General features: G+C 75.0%; 16 protein-coding genes. 6 read left to right on the top strand and 10 right to left on the bottom strand.

Annotation, left to right across the window (positions count from 1 at the left end; genetic code table 11):
• Window positions 1–60: 60 nt before the first annotated feature.
• The 6 genes from ACFVGO_RS07590 to ACFVGO_RS07565 all read right to left on the bottom strand — a co-directional run bounded on the left by ACFVGO_RS07590 (window position 61) and on the right by ACFVGO_RS07565 (window position 6833).
• Window positions 61–1194, bottom strand: a complete 1134-nt coding sequence (locus tag ACFVGO_RS07590; RefSeq protein WP_359914143.1) for an FAD-dependent monooxygenase — start codon at window positions 1192–1194, stop codon at window positions 61–63.
• A gap of 85 nt (window positions 1195–1279) precedes the next feature.
• Window positions 1280–1870 carry an ATP/GTP-binding protein gene (locus tag ACFVGO_RS07585; protein ID WP_359914140.1) on the bottom strand — a complete coding sequence of 197 codons (591 nt, stop codon included), beginning with the start codon at window positions 1868–1870 and terminating at the stop codon, window positions 1280–1282.
• 2 nt (window positions 1871–1872) lie between these two features.
• Window positions 1873–2391: a DUF742 domain-containing protein gene (locus ACFVGO_RS07580; protein WP_380631060.1), complete on the bottom strand. Its 519-nt coding sequence runs from the start codon at window positions 2389–2391 to the stop codon at window positions 1873–1875.
• Window positions 2392–2396: 5 nt separating this feature from the next.
• Entirely contained in the window at window positions 2397–2852 is a 456-nt protein-coding gene (locus ACFVGO_RS07575; protein ID WP_380631059.1) for a roadblock/LC7 domain-containing protein, read from the bottom strand.
• Complete coding sequence (locus ACFVGO_RS07570; RefSeq protein WP_380631058.1) at window positions 2849–5731, bottom strand: nitrate- and nitrite sensing domain-containing protein; 2883 nt, start codon at window positions 5729–5731, stop codon at window positions 2849–2851. The genes ACFVGO_RS07575 and ACFVGO_RS07570 overlap by 4 nt, the downstream gene beginning before the upstream one ends.
• 418 nt (window positions 5732–6149) lie before the next feature.
• Window positions 6150–6833 (bottom strand): FadR/GntR family transcriptional regulator, encoded by a 684-nt coding sequence (locus ACFVGO_RS07565; protein WP_380631057.1) that lies wholly within the window; start codon window positions 6831–6833, stop codon window positions 6150–6152.
• A 186-nt stretch (window positions 6834–7019) separates the two neighbouring features.
• On the opposite strand from ACFVGO_RS07565, the gene ACFVGO_RS07560 reads away from it, so the two are divergent.
• From ACFVGO_RS07560 to ACFVGO_RS07545, 4 genes are all read left to right on the top strand, one after another.
• Window positions 7020–8741 (top strand): 2-isopropylmalate synthase, encoded by a 1722-nt coding sequence (locus tag ACFVGO_RS07560; RefSeq protein WP_380631056.1) that lies wholly within the window; start codon window positions 7020–7022, stop codon window positions 8739–8741.
• Between the two features lie 7 nt (window positions 8742–8748).
• Window positions 8749–9270 (top strand): YbaK/EbsC family protein, encoded by a 522-nt coding sequence (locus tag ACFVGO_RS07555; protein WP_359914126.1) that lies wholly within the window; start codon window positions 8749–8751, stop codon window positions 9268–9270.
• Window positions 9271–9784: 514 nt separating this feature from the next.
• Complete coding sequence (locus tag ACFVGO_RS07550) at window positions 9785–11656, top strand: ABC transporter ATP-binding protein (protein ID WP_359914146.1); 1872 nt, start codon at window positions 9785–9787, stop codon at window positions 11654–11656.
• A 46-nt stretch (window positions 11657–11702) separates the two neighbouring features.
• Entirely contained in the window at window positions 11703–12200 is a 498-nt protein-coding gene (locus ACFVGO_RS07545) for a hypothetical protein (protein WP_380631055.1), read from the top strand.
• Here the strand turns inward: ACFVGO_RS07545 and ACFVGO_RS07540 are convergent.
• From ACFVGO_RS07540 to ACFVGO_RS07530, 3 genes are all read right to left on the bottom strand, one after another.
• The gene (locus ACFVGO_RS07540) at window positions 12185–12829 is read right to left on the bottom strand and encodes a response regulator transcription factor (RefSeq protein WP_359914121.1); all 645 of its coding nucleotides are present in this window, start codon (window positions 12827–12829) and stop codon (window positions 12185–12187) included. The two genes, ACFVGO_RS07545 and ACFVGO_RS07540, sit on opposite strands and share 16 nt — an antisense overlap.
• Window positions 12820–13983, bottom strand: a complete 1164-nt coding sequence (locus ACFVGO_RS07535) for a histidine kinase (RefSeq protein WP_359914118.1) — start codon at window positions 13981–13983, stop codon at window positions 12820–12822. The genes ACFVGO_RS07540 and ACFVGO_RS07535 overlap by 10 nt, the downstream gene beginning before the upstream one ends.
• A 158-nt stretch (window positions 13984–14141) precedes the next feature.
• Window positions 14142–14813, bottom strand: a complete 672-nt coding sequence (locus tag ACFVGO_RS07530) for a DedA family protein (RefSeq protein ID WP_359914115.1) — start codon at window positions 14811–14813, stop codon at window positions 14142–14144.
• 190 nt (window positions 14814–15003) lie between these two features.
• Here ACFVGO_RS07530 and ACFVGO_RS07525 point away from each other — a divergent pair, with 190 nt between their 5' ends.
• Window positions 15004–15510 (top strand): hypothetical protein, encoded by a 507-nt coding sequence (locus ACFVGO_RS07525; protein WP_359914112.1) that lies wholly within the window; start codon window positions 15004–15006, stop codon window positions 15508–15510.
• A gap of 65 nt (window positions 15511–15575) precedes the next feature.
• Here the strand turns inward: ACFVGO_RS07525 and ACFVGO_RS07520 are convergent, their stop codons facing one another.
• The gene (locus tag ACFVGO_RS07520; protein ID WP_380631054.1) at window positions 15576–16379 is read right to left on the bottom strand and encodes a nucleotidyltransferase domain-containing protein; all 804 of its coding nucleotides are present in this window, start codon (window positions 16377–16379) and stop codon (window positions 15576–15578) included.
• A gap of 237 nt (window positions 16380–16616) precedes the next feature.
• Between ACFVGO_RS07520 and ACFVGO_RS07515 the strand changes: the two genes are divergently transcribed.
• The gene (locus ACFVGO_RS07515) at window positions 16617–17843 is read left to right on the top strand and encodes a glycosyltransferase (RefSeq protein ID WP_380631053.1); all 1227 of its coding nucleotides are present in this window, start codon (window positions 16617–16619) and stop codon (window positions 17841–17843) included.
• Window positions 17844–17988: the final 145 nt, after the last annotated feature.

Here is a 17988-nt window from a genome sequence, read left to right as displayed (position 1 = left end):
GCCGAAACGCGCCGCCGGGCCCGGGGCCGCAGCCGGGCGGAGGGGTCGAGGCCGCAGCCGTCAGTACGGCTGGACCAGGACGTGCGCCGCGCCCGGGATGCCGACCTTGAGGAGCTCGTCCTCCTCCGGCGTGGTCGGCGTGCCCGTCTCCTGCTTGAGGACGGCCCGCGACAGGGCCTGGACCCACATGGCGCGGGGGCGGCGGCGCTCCTCCCAGGCGGCGAGGGCGGCCGGCACCGTGTCGGCCGCGTCCAGGCTCTGGGCGAGCACGAGCGCGTCCTCGACGGCCATCGCGGCGCCCTGGGCGAGGTGCGGGGTGGAGGCGTGGGCGGCGTCGCCGGCCAGGACGATCCGGCCGACGTGCCAGGGCTCCTCGACGGTGACCTGGGAGATCCGCGAGTGGACCACGGCGGCCGGGTCGGTGATCAGCGCCAGCGCCTCGGCGATCGGCCCGCCGAAGCCGGCCAGCCGCTCGCGCAGCTGCTCGTGGGCGCGCTCCGGGTCCGGACGGAAGTCCTCGGCCTCGGCGAAGACCGAGCCCAGGTACATCTGCTCGGTGCTGATCGGGGTGAGCAGGGCCTTGGCGCTGAGGTTGCCGGAGGACATCACCACGCCCTGAACCTCGGGCGAACGCGGCAGCGTGACACGCCAGTTGGCGAAGCCGGTGTACTCGGGGACGTACTTCTCGCCGTACAGGTGGCGGCGCAGCGGCGAGCCGATGCCGTCGAAGCCGACGACCAGGTCGTAGCGGCCGACGTGCCCGTCGGTGAGGGCGACCTCGACGCCGTGGGCGTCCTCGTGCAGGGTGCCGATGGTGGTGCCGAAGCGGACCGTCACGCCCGCCCCGGCGGCGGCGTCGGCCAGGACGCGGGCCAGCGCGGGGCGCGGGATGCCGTTGTTGGAGGGCACGTCGCCCATCCGGGGCTGCGGGATCTTCGCGAGGGTGGCGCCGGCCGGGTCGCAGATGGTCAGCACCTCCCACGGGAAGCCGACGGACAGGCAGTCCTCCAGGACGCCGATCTCGCGCATCACGTGCAGGGCGTTGGACGGCTGGATGATGCCGACGCCGAGGGCCTCCAGCTGCTCGCGCAGCTCGGCGACGTCGACCTGGTGGCCGCGCTGGGCGAGGGCGGTGGCGAGGGTGAGGCCGCCGATGCCGCCACCGTTGACGAGGACGCGCAGGGGTCTGGTCATGAGGGACGCTCCGAAGGGAAGTTCGCAGGAGTGCGGGGGCTCGGCCGGAGCCGGCCGGCCGCATGAGGGTTCGGACGGGACCGGTTCAGCCGGCGCGCGTGGCGGCGAGGTCCATCAGGTGGTCGACCAGGGCGAGCAGCAGGTCCCGGCCGAAGGCGCGCTCGCGCACGTCCCCGAGCAGCATCGGCACCTGCGGGTCGAGGTCGAGCGCGGCCCGGATCTCGTCGGGGGTGCGGGTGTTGGTGTTGTGGAAGCAGTTGATCGCGACCACGAACGGGATGCCCCGGCTCTCGAAGAAGTCGATGGAGGCGAAGCTGGTCTCCAGCCGGCGGGTGTCGGCGATGACGATCCCGCCGAGGGCGCCGTTGACCAGGTCGTTCCACATGAACCAGAAGCGTTCCTGGCCGGGCGTGCCGAACAGGTAGACGACCAGCTCGGGGCTGACCGTGATCCGCCCGAAGTCGAGGGCGACGGTGGTGGTGGTCTTCTGGTCGACGCCGGCCAGGTCGTCGATGCCGACGCTGGCCCGGGTCAGGTACTCCTCGGTGCGCAGCGGGGTGACCTCGCTGACCGAGCCGACCAGGGTGGTCTTGCCCACGCCGAAGCCGCCCGCGATCAGGATCTTGACGGCGGCCGGGGCGGCGGGGGCGTCGATGGCGGAGTGGGGTGTTGCCATGTTCAGAGTCTCCGGAGTCCTTCGCGTACGGCCGTGAGCAGGCCGAGGTCCACGCCCCCGGCGGCCCGGGCCACCGAGAGCGGTGCCCGGGCCTTCAGCAGGCCCTGGGAGACCAGGTCGCCCAGCAGGATCTTGGTGACCGAGACCGGGAGGTCCAGGCCCGCCGACACCTCGGCGACGGCGATGGGACGCCGGCAGCGTTCGAGGATCAGCCGGTGTTCGGGCTGCAGGCCGCGAGCACCGGCGCGGCTGCCCCGCGCCAGGGCCGCGTCGGCCTCCGCCTCGACCGTGGTGAGCACGGTGATGAGGGTGAGGTCGTCGCGCTCGGGCGCGGTCCGGCCGCGGGTGATCGTGTACGGGCGCACCATGCTGCCCGTCTCTTCCTCCGCGTCGTCCTCCTCCAGCTCGCTCCAGTGCGGCACCGCGCCGCGCCGCCGGCCGTCGTCCCCGCCGGACTGCGGGCCGGCCTGCCGGCCGTCGTCGAGGCCGTCCCCCCAGGCGTCGTTCCCGTACGGTTCCACCCGGGTCAGCCCCGGTTCCGGGAGGCGAAGGCGTCGAAGGACGCCGGGGCGGCGGGGGTGCCCTCGCCGCGGACCGGGGTGGTGAGCTTCTGGCCGACCTGCTGCACCAGGGTGTGCATCGCGACGGACATCACCTCGGCGTCCACCTCCTGGGAGGCGACCACGGCCAGGTGGGTGCCCTGGGCGGCGGCGATGACGAACAGCCAGCACTCGGCGAGCTCGACGATCACCTGGTGCACCGGGCCGCCGTCGAACAGCGCCCCGACCCCGCGGGCCAGGCTCTGCTGGCCGGTGGCGACGGCGGCCAGCCGCTCGGCGTCGGCCCGCTCGATGGTGCGGGAGTGGCTGACCACGAGACCGTCGTCGGAGAGCAGGACGGCGTTCCTGGTCCCGGGCACCGAGTCGACGAGTCCGTCCAGCAGCCAGTCCAGGTCCTGGTGGGTGGCGATCGTGCGGTTCATGACTGGTCATCCGTTCGTGTGGTTCGGGTGTCCGCGGCCGGAAGGGCCCAGGGGGACGGGGCGGGCGCGGGAGCCGGGTGGCCGGCGGGTGCGGGGGAGGGGGCCGGCGGGGCGGCGGGCAGCGGGTGCTCGCCGCTGTCCTGGGCCCGGGCGGCGCGGGACTGGCGCTGGAAGGCGCCGATCGCCGCACCCGAGCGCCGCACCGGGCAGTCGGTGCGCTCGACCGGGCCCGCGGGCGGGGCGGTGGGCCCGGCGGCGGGCCGCTCGACCCACGGCGACCGCTCCGGCGGGGGCACCCGCAGCTCGGCTGCCAGGCTGGCCTGCCGGACGCGCTGCGGCAGTGGGGCCTGGCCGCCCTCGGCCGGGCTGAACGGCACCGAGGTCCGGTACTCGCGGCGCTGCCGGCGCTCGGCCAGCCGGTAGTGGTCGGCCGGGCGGTACTGCTCGTCGGCGTACGGGGCCTCGGCCTCGGTGACCCGGGCGTAGGCGATGTCCGGGTAGGCCGGGACGTCCAGGGCGGGTGCCGGGTCGGCCGGGGAGCTGTGCTCGATCGGCTGCTCCAGCGGGACCGGCGGCCCGGACTCGTAGGGCTGCCCGGACTCGTACGGCTGGTAGGGCTGCTCCTGCGGGAAGGGCTGTTCGGGCTGGTAGGGCTGCTCCTGCGGGAACGGCTGCCCGTGCGGGAACGGCTGTCCCTGCGGGAACGGCGCCTCCGGCAGCGGGATCTCGTGGACGGTGGCTTCCGGCTCGGCCTCGGCGGTCGTCCCGGCGGTCGTTTCCGCGCCCGTCTCGACACTCGCCCCGATGTCCGCCCCGACGCCCGTCGAGGACAGCGGCAGCGGCAGCGGTACCGGAGCGGCCTGCGGGACGAAGCCGCCCTGGCCGAAGGAGTCCAGGCCGAAGGAGTCCACCGGCGCGACCGGCGGACCGGCCGGCACCGGGGCGGGCGTCTCGTCGGAGGCCGAGCGCACGGCCCGGCGCGAGCGGCGCACCAGCGGGATGGGCTCGGTGGCCGTACCGCCGGCGCCGTCCGGCAGCCCGGTGTCGCCCTCGATGACCAGCTCGTCCGGGACGAGCACGACCGCCCGGGTGCCGCCGAAGGCGGACGGGCGGAACTCGATCCTCAGCCCGTGCAGGGCGGCCAGCCGGGAGACCACGTGGAAGCCGAGGCGGATGTCGTCGGCCCGGGCCAGCACGTCGGTGCGCGGCGGGCGGCTCATCAGCTCGTTGGCGGCGTCGTACTGCTCCGGGTCCATGCCCAGGCCCCGGTCCTCGATCTCGATCGCGAGCCCGCGGCCGACCACGGCGGCGCGCACCTCGACCGGCGTGGGCGGCTTGGAGAAGGTGGTGGCGTTCTCCATCAGCTCGGCGAGCACGTGCGCCACCGGGCCGACGGCCCGTTCGGACAGCCACGGGTCGCCCTCGATGTCGATCGAGATCCGGCGGTAGTCCTGCACCTCGCCCTGTGCGGCGCGCAGCACGTCCAGCAGCGGGACGGGCTTGCGCCAGCGCCGCTGCGGCTGGCCGCCGGCCATGATGACGAGGTTCTCCTCGTACCGGCGCAGGCGGGCGGTGAGGTGGTCGAGGTCGAAGAGGCCCTCCAGGACCTCCGGGTCGTCGTGCTTGCGCTCCAGTTCGTCCAGCTTGCGCAGCTGGCGGCCGATCAGCAGCTGGGTGCGGCGGGCGATGCGCTGGAGCAGCCGCTCGAAGCCGCGGTGCTGCTCGGCCTGGCCGACGGCGGACTCCAGGGCGGCGGAGCGGGCCAGGTTGAGCGCCTGGCCGAGCCGGGCCAGCTCGTCGGTGCCGTTGCCGTGCGGGCCGGCGGTGATGGTGCGGGTCTCGGCCTCGACGTCCACCTGCTCGCCGCGGCCGAGGCGCTCGACCACCTCGGGCAGGGTGCGCTGCATCTCCTCGGCCTGGGTGTGCAGGTCCTTGATGCGGCGGCGCAGGGAGCGGCTCAGGCGCCAGGAGGCGATGACGACCGCGACGACCGTGATCAGGCCGATGACGGTGGTGAGCACGACCCGGGTGAGCATGCCGATGATGGCGCTCTTGGCGACCTCGATGATGCCGTTGGTGCGGTCCTCGATGGCCTTGACCAGTGGCGGGTTGAGCCCGTCGAGGGCCTGGCGCCACTGGTCCTGGGTGGCCGGGAGCCTGACGGTGCCGGCGGCGTCGGCGGCGGTGGGCTTGAGCAGGGCCTGCTCGACGGCGGTCTTGGCCTGCCAGGACGGGCTGTTGACCAGGTCGTGCCAGGCCGGTGCTTCGGTGTCCGGGATGTACGGCAGGACCTGGACGTTGAGCAGGTGGTCCTGCGCGCCGATCAGCTGCTGGACCTGCTGGTAGTCGGTGGCGGACAGCCGTCCGGTGGGCCAGCCGCGGGCCAGGACGGCGTCCTCGCGGGAGATCATCTCCTTGGCCCAGAAGGAGTTGACCAGGGTCTTGGACAGCCAGGTGACCTCGCCGGTGTCGACCCGGCTGAGCGCGGTGAACAGCCGCAGGTCGACGCTGATCAGGTCGGTGTAGTAGGCGAAGACGCTCTGCTGGTCGGTGGTGGCGCGGTCGACGGCGGCACGCTGTTCGGCCAGCTTGCCCATGGCCTGGCGGGCCTCGGCGACGGCGGAGCGGACCTCGGCGGGGGCGTTGTCGGCGGTTGCCCCGGAGAGGGTCTGGAACTGCCGGACCGCGTCGTCGGTCAGCTGGCGCTGGCGGCGCAGCTGGTCGGCGTTGGAGCCGGGCCGGGCGAGCGCCTCGGCGCTGAGCCGGCGCTCCTCCTGGAGGTTGTAGTAGACGATGTTGGACGGTTGGCCGGCCTTCTGCGCGATGGTGGCCTGGTCGGCCAGTCGCTGGAAGTCGGCGATGGTCTCACCGCTGGTCACGGCCCAGAGGGCGACCAGGGCGATGCTGGGGACGACGGCCAGGACGAGCAGCGCCGTCCGCAGGGACAGGCGTGGACGCCTGCGGGGGCCCTTCGGCGTCGGGGGCCGCCGATTCGCACGCGCGCGCAGAGCTGACTCCTTGGGACTGGCGGCCGGCCGGTGAGGGGCGGGCCGTCCGGGCACGGTTTTTTGACGAAGCGATACTAGTCATACCGTGTGATTGGAGTGAAAAACCGTTCGCTGCCTGGGCCGTACTTGCACACGCGGTGAACACAAGGTCACTCGACCGTTGACGGTGCGTATGCGGAGGGGGCGGCTCCGGGCCTGCTCGACACAGTGTCGGCGCGGCGCCCGGCCGGCGGGTGGCCGGGGTGTGAAAACTGTGTGACGCCCCGTCGTGCGGCCCCCGGGCGCCCCGTCAGTGCGTCAGCAGACGGGAGCGGGTGGCCTCCAGCTCCGCCGCCAGCACCCGCCCGGCCGCCTCCGGATCGCCGGCGTGCAGGGCCCGGACGAGGTCCGCGTGGGCGTCGTAGCCGTGGTCCGGATCCTCCGCGCGCAGGCCGAACAGGCCGACCAGGGCGACCAGCTGCTCGCGCAGGACCGGGGCGAACTGGGCGAACAGGTCGTCCAGGACGGGATTGTGCGCGGCGGCCACCACGGCCGTGTGCAGCGCGATGTCGGCGTCCACGAAGGCGGCGTCGTCCGCCCCGCCCGCCGCCCGGCGGGCCGCCAGCGCGGCGTCGAGCGCGGCGAGGTCCGCCCCGGTGCGGCGGTCGGCCGCCAGCCGGGCCGCCTGCACCTCGACCACCGTCCGCACCTCGTAGACGTGTGCCAGCTCCGCGCGGCGCAGCCGGGCGGCCCAGTCCCCGGTGGGCCGGTCGGCGGTGACGTACACCCCGGAGCCCTGGCGGCTGCGCACCATCCCGGCCGCCGCGAGGGTGCGCAGCGCCTCCCGGACGGTCGAGCGGCCGACGCCCAGCTCCTCGGCGAGCGCCACCTCGCCCGGCAGCTTCCCGCCCACCGGCCACTGCCCGGCCCGGATCTGCTCCTCCAGCCGGGCGGCGGCCTGTTCGGCGAGGGGGGAGGGGCGGAGCGCGGCCATCGGGTTCACCTGTCAGGTTGTCTGAGGACTTCGGTCGTGGTTACTCTACCCGGCATGCAGCCGTGGACGCTCCCCCCGGGGGGCCTTCTTCTTGGTGGCCGCAGCGGGGCGTGACCGGACCGGCACCCCGCTGCGGCGCGCCGTCCTGCCGGTCTCCGGTGTCCGCCCCGAGCGAGGAACCCCGTCATGCGACCGCCCGTACGCTTCCCCACCCTGCACGCCCCCGCCGGGCCCGTCCCGGCCGCCGCCCCCGCCTGGAACCCCCAGCGCGGCGGCACCATGCCCTCCCACCGCTACCGCCCCGCCCACGAGCGGGTGCAGGTGCCCGCCCTGCTGCGCCGCTGGCCCGGCCGTCGCATCGAGCGGGCCCCGCTGTGGGTGCCCGTCGACCTGCGCGACGGCAACCAGGCACTGGCCGAGCCGATGGACCCGGCGCGCAAGCAGCGGATGTTCGACCTGTTCCTGGCCATGGGCTTCAAGGAGATCGAGGTCGGCTACCCGTCCGCCAGCCGCACCGACTTCGACTTCGTCCGCCAACTGGCCACCACCCCCGGAGCCGTGCCCGAGGACGTCACCGTCGTGGTCTTCACGGCGGCCCGGGCCGACCTGGTCGAGCGCACCTTCGAAGCCGTCGCGGGCCTGCCCCGGGTGGTCGTCCACCTCTACACCGCCACCGCGCCGCAGTGGCGGGAGGTCGTCCTCGGCAAGGAGCGCGCCGGGCTCCGGGCGCTGATCACCTCGGCCGCGACACTGATGGCCAGGCTGGGGGAGGGCCGGGACGGCCTGCGGTTCCAGTTCTCGCCCGAAGTGTTCAACCTGACCGAGCCGGACTACGCGCTGGAGGTGTGCAACGGGCTCACCCGGCTCTGGGACGCCTCGCCCGAGCGGCCGGTGATCCACAACCTGCCGGCCACCGTCGAGATCGCCACCCCCAACGTGTACGCCGACCAGATCGAGTACATGGACCGCCACCTGGAACTGCGCGAGGCGGTGATCCTCTCCGTCCACCCGCACAACGACCGCGGCACCGGCGTCGCCTGCGCGGAACTCGCCGTCCTCGCCGGCGCCCAGCGGGTCGAGGGCTGCCTGTTCGGCAACGGCGAGCGGACCGGCAACGTCGACCTCGTCACCCTGGCGCTCAACCTGCACACCCAGGGTGTCGACCCGATGCTGGACCTCTCCGACATCGACGCGATCCGGCGCACCGTCGAGCACTGCAACCGGCTGCCCGTCCACGAGCGGCACCCCTACGCGGGCGACCTGGTGCACACCGCCTTCTCCGGCACCCACCAGGACGCCATCCGCAAGGGCTTCGCCCGGCACGCCGAGACCGCCGCCGCGCTGGGCGTCCCGCAGCGGGAGGCGCCCTGGTCGGTGCCGTACCTGCCGATCGACCCGGCCGACCTGGGGCGGGACTACGAGGCGGTGATCCGGGTCAACAGCCAGTCGGGCAAGGGCGGGATCGCCCACCTGCTGCAGGCCGCGGAAGGGCTGGAACTGCCCCGGCGGCTGCAGATCGACTTCGCCCGGGTGGTGCAGGAGGCCACCGACGACAGCGGACGGGAGATGACGGCGGAGGAGCTGTACGGGCTGTTCCGGGCCGAGTACCTGGACGCGGGGGCCGGCCGGCGGTGGCGGGTCGGGGACGACTGGGCCGAGGTCGACGGCCGCCGGGGCACCGGCGCCGGGCCGTTGGACGCGGTGGCCGACGCCGTGGGGGCGGAGATCCTCTCCTTCGGCGAGCACGCGGTGGGCTCCGGGCGGGACGCCGTCGCCTATGTGGAGGCGCGGGTCGGCGGGCCGGACGGCGGGGTCGTGTGGGGCGTCGGGCGGGACGCCTCGGTGCTCACCGCGGGCGTACGGGCGGTGCTGAGCGCCGACTCGCGCCGCTCGGCGCGGAAGGCATGATGGACCGATGACCTCCTCACTCCCCACACGCAGTCAGGCCGTCGCCGAGGCACTGGCGGTGGCCGGCGTCCCCGGCGAGATCCGCGTCCTGCCCGACTCCGCCCGCACCGCCGCCGAGGCCGCCGCCGCGCTGGGCTGCGAGGTCGGCGCCATCGCGAACAGCCTGGTGTTCATTTGTGACGGCGCGCCACTGCTGGTGATGACCAGCGGCGCCCACCGGGTCGACACCGCCCACCTGGCACGGCAGTTGGGCACCGGCCCGATCGAACGCGCCACCGCCGCCCAGGTCCGCGAGGCCACCGGCCAGGCCATCGGCGGCGTCGCCCCGACCGGCCACCCGGCGCCGCTGCGCACCGTGGTCGACACGGCGCTCGACGCGTACGAGGTGCTCTGGGCCGCCGCCGGACACCCGCACACCGTCGTCCCGATGACGTACCGGGAGTTGCTGAACGTGACGGGCGGGACGCCATCCACAGTGGTCGTCGAACAGACGCAGGATCCGACAACCGGACAATCCGATCGGCTCTGAAGCTGCGCATACGGTCAGTGGGCGGATACTGGAGAGGTGGGGCGAATCGATCCGGGCGTCGCCGACAGGCCGCCGGAAGGGTTCGACCACCGGTAACGGCCTCCAGCTCCCCGCTTTCGCGCCGTCGGTGCGGTCGTGGGCGCGCGGAGGGCCGACACGACGAGAGAGAGAAGCCGTGATGAGTTACTTCGGTCGTGGAGGAGACAGGGACCGTGGTTACGGTCGTGACCGTGGGGACCGGGACCGGGGCCGGGGCCGTGGTCGTGACCGCGACCGCCGTGGACGCCGTCGTTTCGGTTTTTGGTGACGGTGCTTACGGCTAGGGCTGCGCACAGCAGTTCCGACTAGCGTCACCCCGAGGGGCCGACGGTGTCACCGCCGGCCCCTTGCCCTGGGGTCGGCGCCGCCTCCGTACGGAGGGCGACGCGTCCCCACCCCGGTACGACGGCTCCGTATCCCGGAACCTCGTTTCCGGATCCCGGAACGATGTCTCCGAGAGCAACGGGTCGTGTCCATGCGCGATGTGACGCCCCCGGGTGACCGGGCGGCCGACAAGGCCGATGCGGTCAGCGAGGCCGGCGGGGCCAACAGGGCCGACGAGGCCGAGTACCAGGGACCGGTGGCGGAACCGCCGGTCATTCCGCTGCGGGAGCTGATCCGCCGGTTCTGGCCGTGGGTGCGCCCCGACGCGCGCTGGCTCCCGGTGAGTGCGGCCCTGCTCGTCGTCGGCGCCTTCGGCGAGGTCGTCTCGGTCTGGCTGTTCAAGGACCTCATCGACGACGTCCTCGTCCCCCGGCACTTCGCCGACTTCTGGCCGCTCGCCGCCCTGATGCTCGGTGCGGCCGTCGCCGCCGGGCTGTTCACCTTCGCCGGCGCCTACACCAGCACCAGGACCGCCGAGCGCTACATGCTGCGGCTGCGCACCGACACCCTCGCGCACCTGCACACCCTGCCCCCCGACACGCTGGAGAGCCGCTGGCGCGGCGACCTGGTGGCGCGGCTCACCTTCGACATCGCCGAGATCGAGCAGATGGTGGCCACCGGGCTGGTCGAGGGCGCGGTGGCCGTCGTCAGCCTGCTGCTGTTCACCGGCGCCGCGTTCTACCTGAGCTGGCAGCTCACCCTGGCCGCGCTGCTGGCCGCCCCGCTGTTCGTCCTCTCCAGCAGCCTGTTCGGACGTGTCATCCGGCGCCGGGAGCGACGGGTCCAGCGCCGCGCGGGAGGGGTCACCGCGCTGCTGGAGGAATCCCTGCGCAACGCCGTGGTCACCCGGACCTGCGGCCAGGAGAGCCGCGAGGTCGAACGGGTCCACCGGGAGGGCCGGGCGCTGCTCGACGCCGAACTCGCCGCCGCCCGGGTCGCCGATCTCTACCAGCCCTTCCTCAGCGTGCTGCAGCTGCTCGCCGGTCTGGCCGTGGTGGGTGTCGGGGCCCTGCAGGTCATCCACGGACAGCTCAGCCTCGGCGGCCTGCTCGCCTTCGCCGCCTTCATGGCGCAGCTGTTCGAGCCCGTCCAGCAGCTCGCCGCCCTCATTCCGCTGGCCGGCGCGGCCTGCGCCTCGGGCGAACGCGTCCTGGAGCTGCACGAGATCCGCAGCCCGGTGCAGGAACGCCCCGCGGCCCGGGACACCGGCCCGGTCCGGGGCCGGATCACCCTCCGGGGCGTCCGTGCCGCCTACCCCGGTGCCGGCGGCGCCCCGGGGCCGCCCGTCCTGGCCGACGTGGACCTCGACCTGCGCCCCGGCGAGGCCCTGGCCGTCCTGGGGCCCAGCGGCAGCGGCAAGTCGACCCTCGCCAAGCTCCTGGTCCGCTTCCTCGACCCGCAGGCCGGCACCGTCCGCCTGGACGGGCGGGACCTGCGCGACCTCACCCTCGCCTCACTGCGCCGAGCGGTCACGCTGCTGCCCCAGGAGGCCCCGCTGTTCCACGCGAGCATCGCCGACAACATCGCCTACGGCCGACCGGACGCCCCGGCCGCCGACGTCGAACGCGCCGCCCGCATCGCCGGGGCCCACGGCTTCGTCACGGCGCTCCCGGAGGGCTACCGCACGGTGATCGGCGCCGACGGATTCCAGCTCTCCGGCGGTCAGAGCCGGCGCGTCGCCATCGCCCGGGCCTTCCTGCGCGACACCCCCGTCGTGATCCTGGACGAACCCACCAGTGGCCTGGACCCGCACACCGTCGAGCAGCTCGTCCCCGCGCTGCGCCGCCTGATGGCCGGGCGCACCACCGTCCTGATCACCCACGACCCGGCCCTGCTGCCGCTGGCCGACCGGGTGCTCGACCTCGGCGCGCCGGATGCCGCCCGCGACGGCGCCGGGAGGGCGGCCCGCCCCCGTCCCGGTCCGGCCGCCGCGCTCCGGGGCCGGGAGCCGCGGGAGCGCTGAGCCCCGGAGGGCCGGGGGCATCACCCGGCCGGGGGATACTGGCGCCATGCTGTTGACGTGGATCGCCGAGCTGGCGGACGAGCCGCTGGCGCTGGAGCCGGACGACCACCCGGTGGAGTGGGAGACCAACACCTGGTGGCTGACCGCCGAGGTCGAGGACCGGCGGGCGCTGGGGGTCCCGGAGGTGGTGGCCGCCTTCGAGCGGACCGCCGCCCTGCTCCGGGACCGGGTCCGGGCGCTGGGCCACGACGGGCCGGCCACGTTCTACGTCTGGCACGACCACCAGGCCGGGCAGCTGCGCTGCTCGACCGGCTCGGTCGGCCCGGACGACCTGCCGTTCGGCGGCGCGTACGAACCGGTGGCGGACCTCGGGCCGATCGTCGCGGACTACCTCGCCGACGCGGAGCCCGGCGTCACCAGGATCACGGATGAGGACGAGGACGAGGCGGAGGGGGAGGAAGCGGCGATCCCGCCGTTCCCCGTCTGGGTCCGTGCCGTCGGGCCCGGCAAGGATCCGGGAGACGGGCCCTACACGCCGAGGTAGTGCAGGACGGCCAGGATGCGGCGGTTGTGGTCCGTGGTGCGGGGCAGGTCCAGCTTGTCGAAGACGGCGTTGAGGTTCTTCTCCACCGCGCTCAGCGAGACGTGCAGCCGCTGCGCGATGGCGGCGTTGGTCCAGCCCTCGGCGAGCGCCTCCAGGACGCTGCGCTCCCGCGGGGTGAGCCGGGCCAGCGGGTCGGTGCGGGTGGTGTGCACCACCAGGCGGCGGACCACCTCCGGGTCGATCACCGTGCCGCCCGCCGCGACCCGCACCAAGGCGTCCAGGAACTCCTCGACCTCGGCCACCCGGTCCTTCAGCAGATAGCCGACCCGCTCCGCGCCGGCGTCCAACAGCCGGGCCGCGTAACCGCGTTCGATGTGCTGGGAGAGCACCAGGACCCCGACCCGCGGCCACCGCTCGCGGATCTCCACCGCCGCCCGCAGTCCCTCGTCGGTGTGGGTCGGCGGCATCCGGATGTCCACCACCACGACGTCCGGCGGCTGCTCCGCCACCGCCGCGGTCAGCGCCGTCGCGTCGCCCACCGCGGCCAGCACCTCGTGCCCCTCCTCGGCGAGCAGGCGGACCAGGCCCTCCCGCAGCAGGGTCGAGTCCTCGGCGAGGGTCACGCGCATGGCAGCTCCGCGGTGATGACGGTCGGGCCCCCGGCGGGGCTGTGGACGTGGAGGGTACCGTCCAGCGCGGCCACCCGCCCGCGCAGGCCGGTCAGGCCGCTGCCGGCAGGGTCCGCGCCGCCCGCGCCGTCGTCCTCCACCCGCACCGTGAGCAGGCCGGCGGCCCGCTCGACCCGGGCCGAGACCGCCGAGGCGGCGGAGTGCTTGGCGGCGTTGGTGACGCACTCCGACACCACGAAGTAGGCCGCGGTCCGCACGGGTTCGGGGAGCGGGCCGGCCACCTCGTAGCGCAGCCGCAGCGGAATGGCGCACCGCTCGGCCACCCCGCCCAGCGCCTCCTCCAGCCCCAGGGTGTCCAGCGCCGACGGGTACGCCCGCCAGGCCACCTCGCGCAGCTCGGTCAGCACCTCCCGCGCCTCCCGGTGCGCCTGGCGCAGCAGTGCCTCCGTCCGCTCCGGGCCCTGGTGGCGGTCCAGGCCGCGCCGCACCCGGCCGAGCAGCATCGCCAGCGCCACCACCCGCTGCTGCACGCCGTCGTGCAGATCCCGCTCGATCCGGCGCCGCTCGGTGTCCACCGCCCGCACCACCGCGGCCCGGCTGTCCGCGAGTTCGGCGATCCGGCGGCGCAGCAGCTCGGCCTCGGACGGCCCGAAGCACTCCCGGGCGGTCCGGGCGTCCAGCGCGGCCAGCGAGAACAGGCCCTGTACGGCCAGGAAGAGCAGCACCCCGCCGAGCAGCACCTGGGTCGCCAGCTCCTCCCAGCCCAGCGAGCCGCGCAGCACCCCGCCGACCAGCAGCACGGCCAGCGCCAGCCCGAAGACCAGCAGCCCCAGCACCACCCCGGCGACCAGCCCGCCACCGCTGCGCACCACCAGGTAGCGCAGCAGCCTGCGGTCGTCCGCCCGGTAGTGGCGGGGGAAGCGGTCGCCGAAGAACGCCCTGCGCCGGGCCCGCTCCAGGGCGGCCAGCCGGCGCACCCCGGACAGCAGGCCCGGCGCGGCGTACGGGCGGGTGCGCGGCCAGAGCAGGAACGGGCCGAGGACGGCGCCGGCCAGCAGCAGGTACAGCGCGGCGAGGGCGGCGCTCGGGCAGCCGAGCAGAACTCCGGCGGCGCGGCGCGGCCATGACGTGGTGTCTGCTCCATCCCCCTGCACGGGGTTCGAGCTTACGGGGCCGGTAGGGCCGGTGGGGCCGGTGGGGCCGGTGGGGCCGGTGTGTGCGGCGCCGTCCGGGGCGGGGTGCGCGGGGCCGGCCCGGTCCGCCGGGTCGCCCGGGCCCGGGTCGCCCGGGCCAGGGTCGCCGGCCGGGGCGGTCACCGGGTGCGGCGGTGCTGGGCGGCGCTCTCGCCGCGGCGGCCGCGGACGCGCATCACGACGTACCCGGCCACGGCCAGCACGACCACGACCAGGACCGCCTTGGAGAGCAGCCCGACGTACGTCTCCACCACGTCCCAGCGGTCCCCCAGCAGGAAGCCGGCCATCACCAGCACGCTGTTCCACACCAGGCTGCCGATCGTGGTCAGCATGACGAACGCGGGCAGCGGCATCCGCTCGACCCCGGCCGGCACCGAGATCAGGCTGCGGAAGATCGGCACCATCCGGCCCAGCAGCACCGCCTTCGTCCCGTGCCGGGCGAACCAGGCCTCGGTGCGCTCCAGATCGGAGGCCTTGACCAGGGGCAGCCGGGCCCAGATCGCGTGCATCCGCTCCCGGCCGAACAGGGCGCCCAGCCAGTAGAGGACGACGGCCCCGGCGACCGAACCGAGGGTGGTCCAGGTCAGCGCGGACGCGAGGCTGATCACGCCCTGCCCGGCGGCGAAGCCCGTCAGCGGCAGGATCACCTCGCTGGGCAGCGGCGGGAAGAGGTTCTCCAGCGCGATCGCCAGGCCGGCCCCGGGGCCGCCCATGGTGTCGACCAGGTCGGCCGCCCAGCCGGCGAACCCGTCGGCGGGCTGCTGGGCGATGGCGAGGACGGTGTGCGGCATGCGGGGCTCCAAAGTGGTCGGGGGACTGCTCGTCCCCGGCTGGCTCCACGCTAGAAATCGCAGGTCAGTGGCGGTATGAGGGTTTCCGGCGAACCTCCTGCGGTTTCCCGCAGCACGCCACCCCGCGGTTTCCCGCAGGGCCGCGGATACCGGGTGGCGACGGCCGCGGTCGTCTTGTCAGGATGTCGCCATGAACGACGCCTTCACCCTGGCCTGGCGGTACACCACCGGGCTCGTCCACCCCGAGGACCTGCCGATGGCCGCCGCCGACCTGCTGGCGGCGGGGGTCGGTGCGCAGTCGGCCGCGCTGTGCGACCTGGCGGGGCGTCGGGGCCGCGGCGAGCGCTCGGCCGAGCTCGGCGGGCTGCTGCGGCAGGCGATGGCCGAGCTCGGCCTGCCGGTGCCGGACGACGACTTCGTCGGGCGCTGCCTGCTGCACCGCACGGCGGCCCGGCTGATGTCGGAGGAGATCACGTCGGGGGACGCCGTCAGCGAGCTCTGGCGGGCGAGCGGCGGGGCCGCGAACGCGGCGGAACAGCGGTTCGTGGCGCTGGCCGACCAGGTCTGCTGCCCGGACTGCGTCGGCGACCGGGCGTCAGGGGCGCGGCAGGACTGGGAGCGGGAGCTGCGGGCGGCGGCCGTCGAGGTGGCGTCGGCCGCCGACCACGGGTTCACCGTCTCCTGGTACCGGGACTGACCACCCCGCCGGGAGCCCGGGGGCGGCTCAGCGGCCCGGCCCGGCCCGGCCCGGCGGCCGGCGGCTCAGCGGCCCATTGCGGCCACGGTCTCCCGGGTCAGCTCCCGCGCCCGGGCGACCGTGGCCGTCAGCTCGGCCGCCGATCCGCCGGGCGCGGCGAGCAGGCCGCGCGCCGTCGAGCCGAAGTCCGCCGGAGTGTCCGGCAGTTGCTCCGCCACGGCCAGGGCGCCCTTCTCGTTGAGGCACCAGCGGCGGTGGTGGGCGTGGAGGGCCTGGACCAGGATGCCGACGGCGCGCGACAGACAGAGCGAGACGTGCAGGGCATCGGCGCGGGCGGCGCTCTTCGCGGCGGTGTCGAGCAGGAAGTCGGCCTCCCAGGTGGCCGCGGTGAGGGCGTCGCGCAGCGGCTCCGGATAGTCGGCGGCCTGCTCCTTGAGTCGCGTCAACTCCCCGGTGGGGTCGGCCAGCGGCAGTCCGAGGGCGACCTCGCCCGGGTAGCAGGGCGACCAGAAGCCGAGCGGGTGGCCGGCCTGCGTTCCCACCTCGAAGCGGCCCCGGCGGCAGTCCGCCCACACCCGCCCGACCCGGTCGAGGTCCCGCAGGATCCAGTCCACGGCGACACCCTCGACCCGCAGCCACGCCCCGCCGTTCACCCACGGGCCCCAGCCGCCCGGCCCGGCCACCTCGACCTCCGGCCCGGCGAGCACCCGCAGCGCGTCGAGGTCGGGGGCGCCCCGGTAGTACACCCCGAGGTCCCAGTCCGACTCCGGCCGTTCCTCGCCACGGGCCCGGCTCCCGCCGAGCATCACCCCCACCACACCGGGCACACGGGCGAGTTGAGAGGCCATGTTCTCGATGACGGTGCGCATGGGGAGAGTCTGCCAGGCGCTTCGGCGCCCGCCCGGGGAATTTGCGGCGCCCGCCCGGCGCGTCGTGGCGGGTCGGTGTCGCGGAGGTGTCCGGAGGCGTCGCGGCGGTGTCCGGAGGCGTACCCACTCCTCGCCACTCTCAACTTATAGCGCACGGGGGGCCTTGCCACAAGGCCCCGGTGCTGCCGCAGAATCACCGGCTCAAGGACGCAATCCGAGGGAACGGGGAGTCACGACGTGCGAGTGGTGTTGTCGACGTACGGGTCGCGCGGGGACGTCGAGCCGATGGCCGCGCTGGCGCTGCGGCTGCGGGAACTGGGCGCCGAGGCGCGGGTGTGCGCGCCGCCGGACGAGGAGTTCGCGGCCCGGCTCGCCGAGGCCGGGGTCGAACTGGTGCCGGTAGGGCAGTCGGTGCGTTCGCTGGTCAGCGGGCCGCCCCCGGCACCCTCGGAACTCCCCGAGCGCGCGGCCCGGTTGGTCGAGCAGTTCCACGCGGCGGTGCTCGGGGCGGCCGAGCCGGGCGGTGCGGTCGTGGCCACCGGCCTGTTCCCGGCGGTGGCCGGAGCCCAGGTGGCGGCCGAGCAGTTGGGCGCCCGCTTCACCTGCGTCGCCCTCCAGCCGACCATGCTGCCCTCCCCGCACCACCGGCCGTTCGAGTACCCGATGCTGCCGTACCCGCCGGAGGCGACCGACCCCCGGGAGCTGTGGGAGCTCAACATCGGGACGATGAACGCGCTGTTCGGCGCGGCGGTCAACACCCACCGGGCGGCCGTCGGACTGCCCGTGGCCGACAACGTCCGGGACCACGTCCTCACCGGACGGCCGTGGCTGGCCACCGACCCGCTGCTCGACCCGTGGCCGGGCCCGGGCGGGGACGCGGCCGGCGCGGCCTGGCCCGAGGCGGTGCAGACCGGCGCGTGGATCCTGCCGGACGAACGCCCGCTGCCCGCCGACCTGTCGGCCTTCCTGGCGGCCGGCGAGCCGCCGGTGTACGTCGGCTTCGGCAGCATGCCGCTGCGCGACCCGGTGGGCGCGGCCCGGGTCGCCGTGGAGGCGGTCCGGGCGCAGGGCCGACGGGTGCTGCTCGGCCGCGGCTGGGCCCGACTGGCCGAGGTGGACGGGGCCGAGGACTGCTTCGCGGTCGGCGAGGTCAACCAGCAGGCGCTGTTCCCGGAGCTCGCGGCCGTCGTCCACCACGGCGGCGCGGGCACCACCACCACGGCCGCCCGGGCCGGCGTACCGCAGGTGCTGGTCCCGCAGATCGTGGACCAGCCCTACTGGGCCTCGCGGGTGGCGGAGCTGGGCATCGGCGTCGCCCACGACGGCCCGACCCCGACCGCCGGATCCCTCACCGCGGCCCTCCGCCACGCCCTCGCCCCCGCCACCCGTGAGCGCGCCGCCGCCGTCGCCGCCGGCATCCGCACGGACGGTGCGACGGTGGCCGCGAAGCTGCTGCTCGGCTGAGGGGTGGGCGAGGAGTGGGGAGGCGGGCCGGCCGACCTCCCCCCCCCCCCCCCCCTCTCCGGAGGGAGGGTCCCTCCGATCCCCGGCTCCCGCCTCCCGGAACGTTTTGTCCTCCCTTTTTGAAAACCGCCCGGGCTCCTTCCGC

The organism is Kitasatospora sp. NPDC057738, assembly GCF_042798815.1.
Taxonomy (GTDB): domain Bacteria; phylum Actinomycetota; class Actinomycetes; order Streptomycetales; family Streptomycetaceae; genus Kitasatospora; species Kitasatospora lactacystinica.
This window is presented reverse-complemented; position numbering and strand designations above follow the sequence as displayed.

Bases quoted from the DNA above. Each gene is read 5' to 3' on its own strand.
- ACFVGO_RS07590 (WP_359914143.1), bottom strand. From the start codon at position 1,194: ATGACCAGACCCCTGCGCGTCCTCGTCAACGGTGGCGGCATCGGCGGC.
- ACFVGO_RS07545 (WP_380631055.1), top strand. From the start codon at position 11,703: ATGCTGTTGACGTGGATCGCCGAGCTGGCGGACGAGCCGCTGGCGCTG.
- ACFVGO_RS07525 (WP_359914112.1), top strand. From the start codon at position 15,004: ATGAACGACGCCTTCACCCTGGCCTGGCGGTACACCACCGGGCTCGTC.
- ACFVGO_RS07555 (WP_359914126.1), top strand. From the start codon at position 8,749: ATGACCTCCTCACTCCCCACACGCAGTCAGGCCGTCGCCGAGGCACTG.
- ACFVGO_RS07540 (WP_359914121.1), bottom strand. From the start codon at position 12,829: ATGCGCGTGACCCTCGCCGAGGACTCGACCCTGCTGCGGGAGGGCCTG.
- ACFVGO_RS07585 (WP_359914140.1), bottom strand. From the start codon at position 1,870: ATGGCAACACCCCACTCCGCCATCGACGCCCCCGCCGCCCCGGCCGCC.
- ACFVGO_RS07530 (WP_359914115.1), bottom strand. From the start codon at position 14,813: ATGCCGCACACCGTCCTCGCCATCGCCCAGCAGCCCGCCGACGGGTTC.
- ACFVGO_RS07520 (WP_380631054.1), bottom strand. From the start codon at position 16,379: ATGCGCACCGTCATCGAGAACATGGCCTCTCAACTCGCCCGTGTGCCC.
- ACFVGO_RS07575 (WP_380631059.1), bottom strand. From the start codon at position 2,852: ATGAACCGCACGATCGCCACCCACCAGGACCTGGACTGGCTGCTGGAC.
- ACFVGO_RS07550 (WP_359914146.1), top strand. From the start codon at position 9,785: ATGCGCGATGTGACGCCCCCGGGTGACCGGGCGGCCGACAAGGCCGAT.
- ACFVGO_RS07560 (WP_380631056.1), top strand. From the start codon at position 7,020: ATGCGACCGCCCGTACGCTTCCCCACCCTGCACGCCCCCGCCGGGCCC.
- ACFVGO_RS07565 (WP_380631057.1), bottom strand. From the start codon at position 6,833: ATGGCCGCGCTCCGCCCCTCCCCCCTCGCCGAACAGGCCGCCGCCCGG.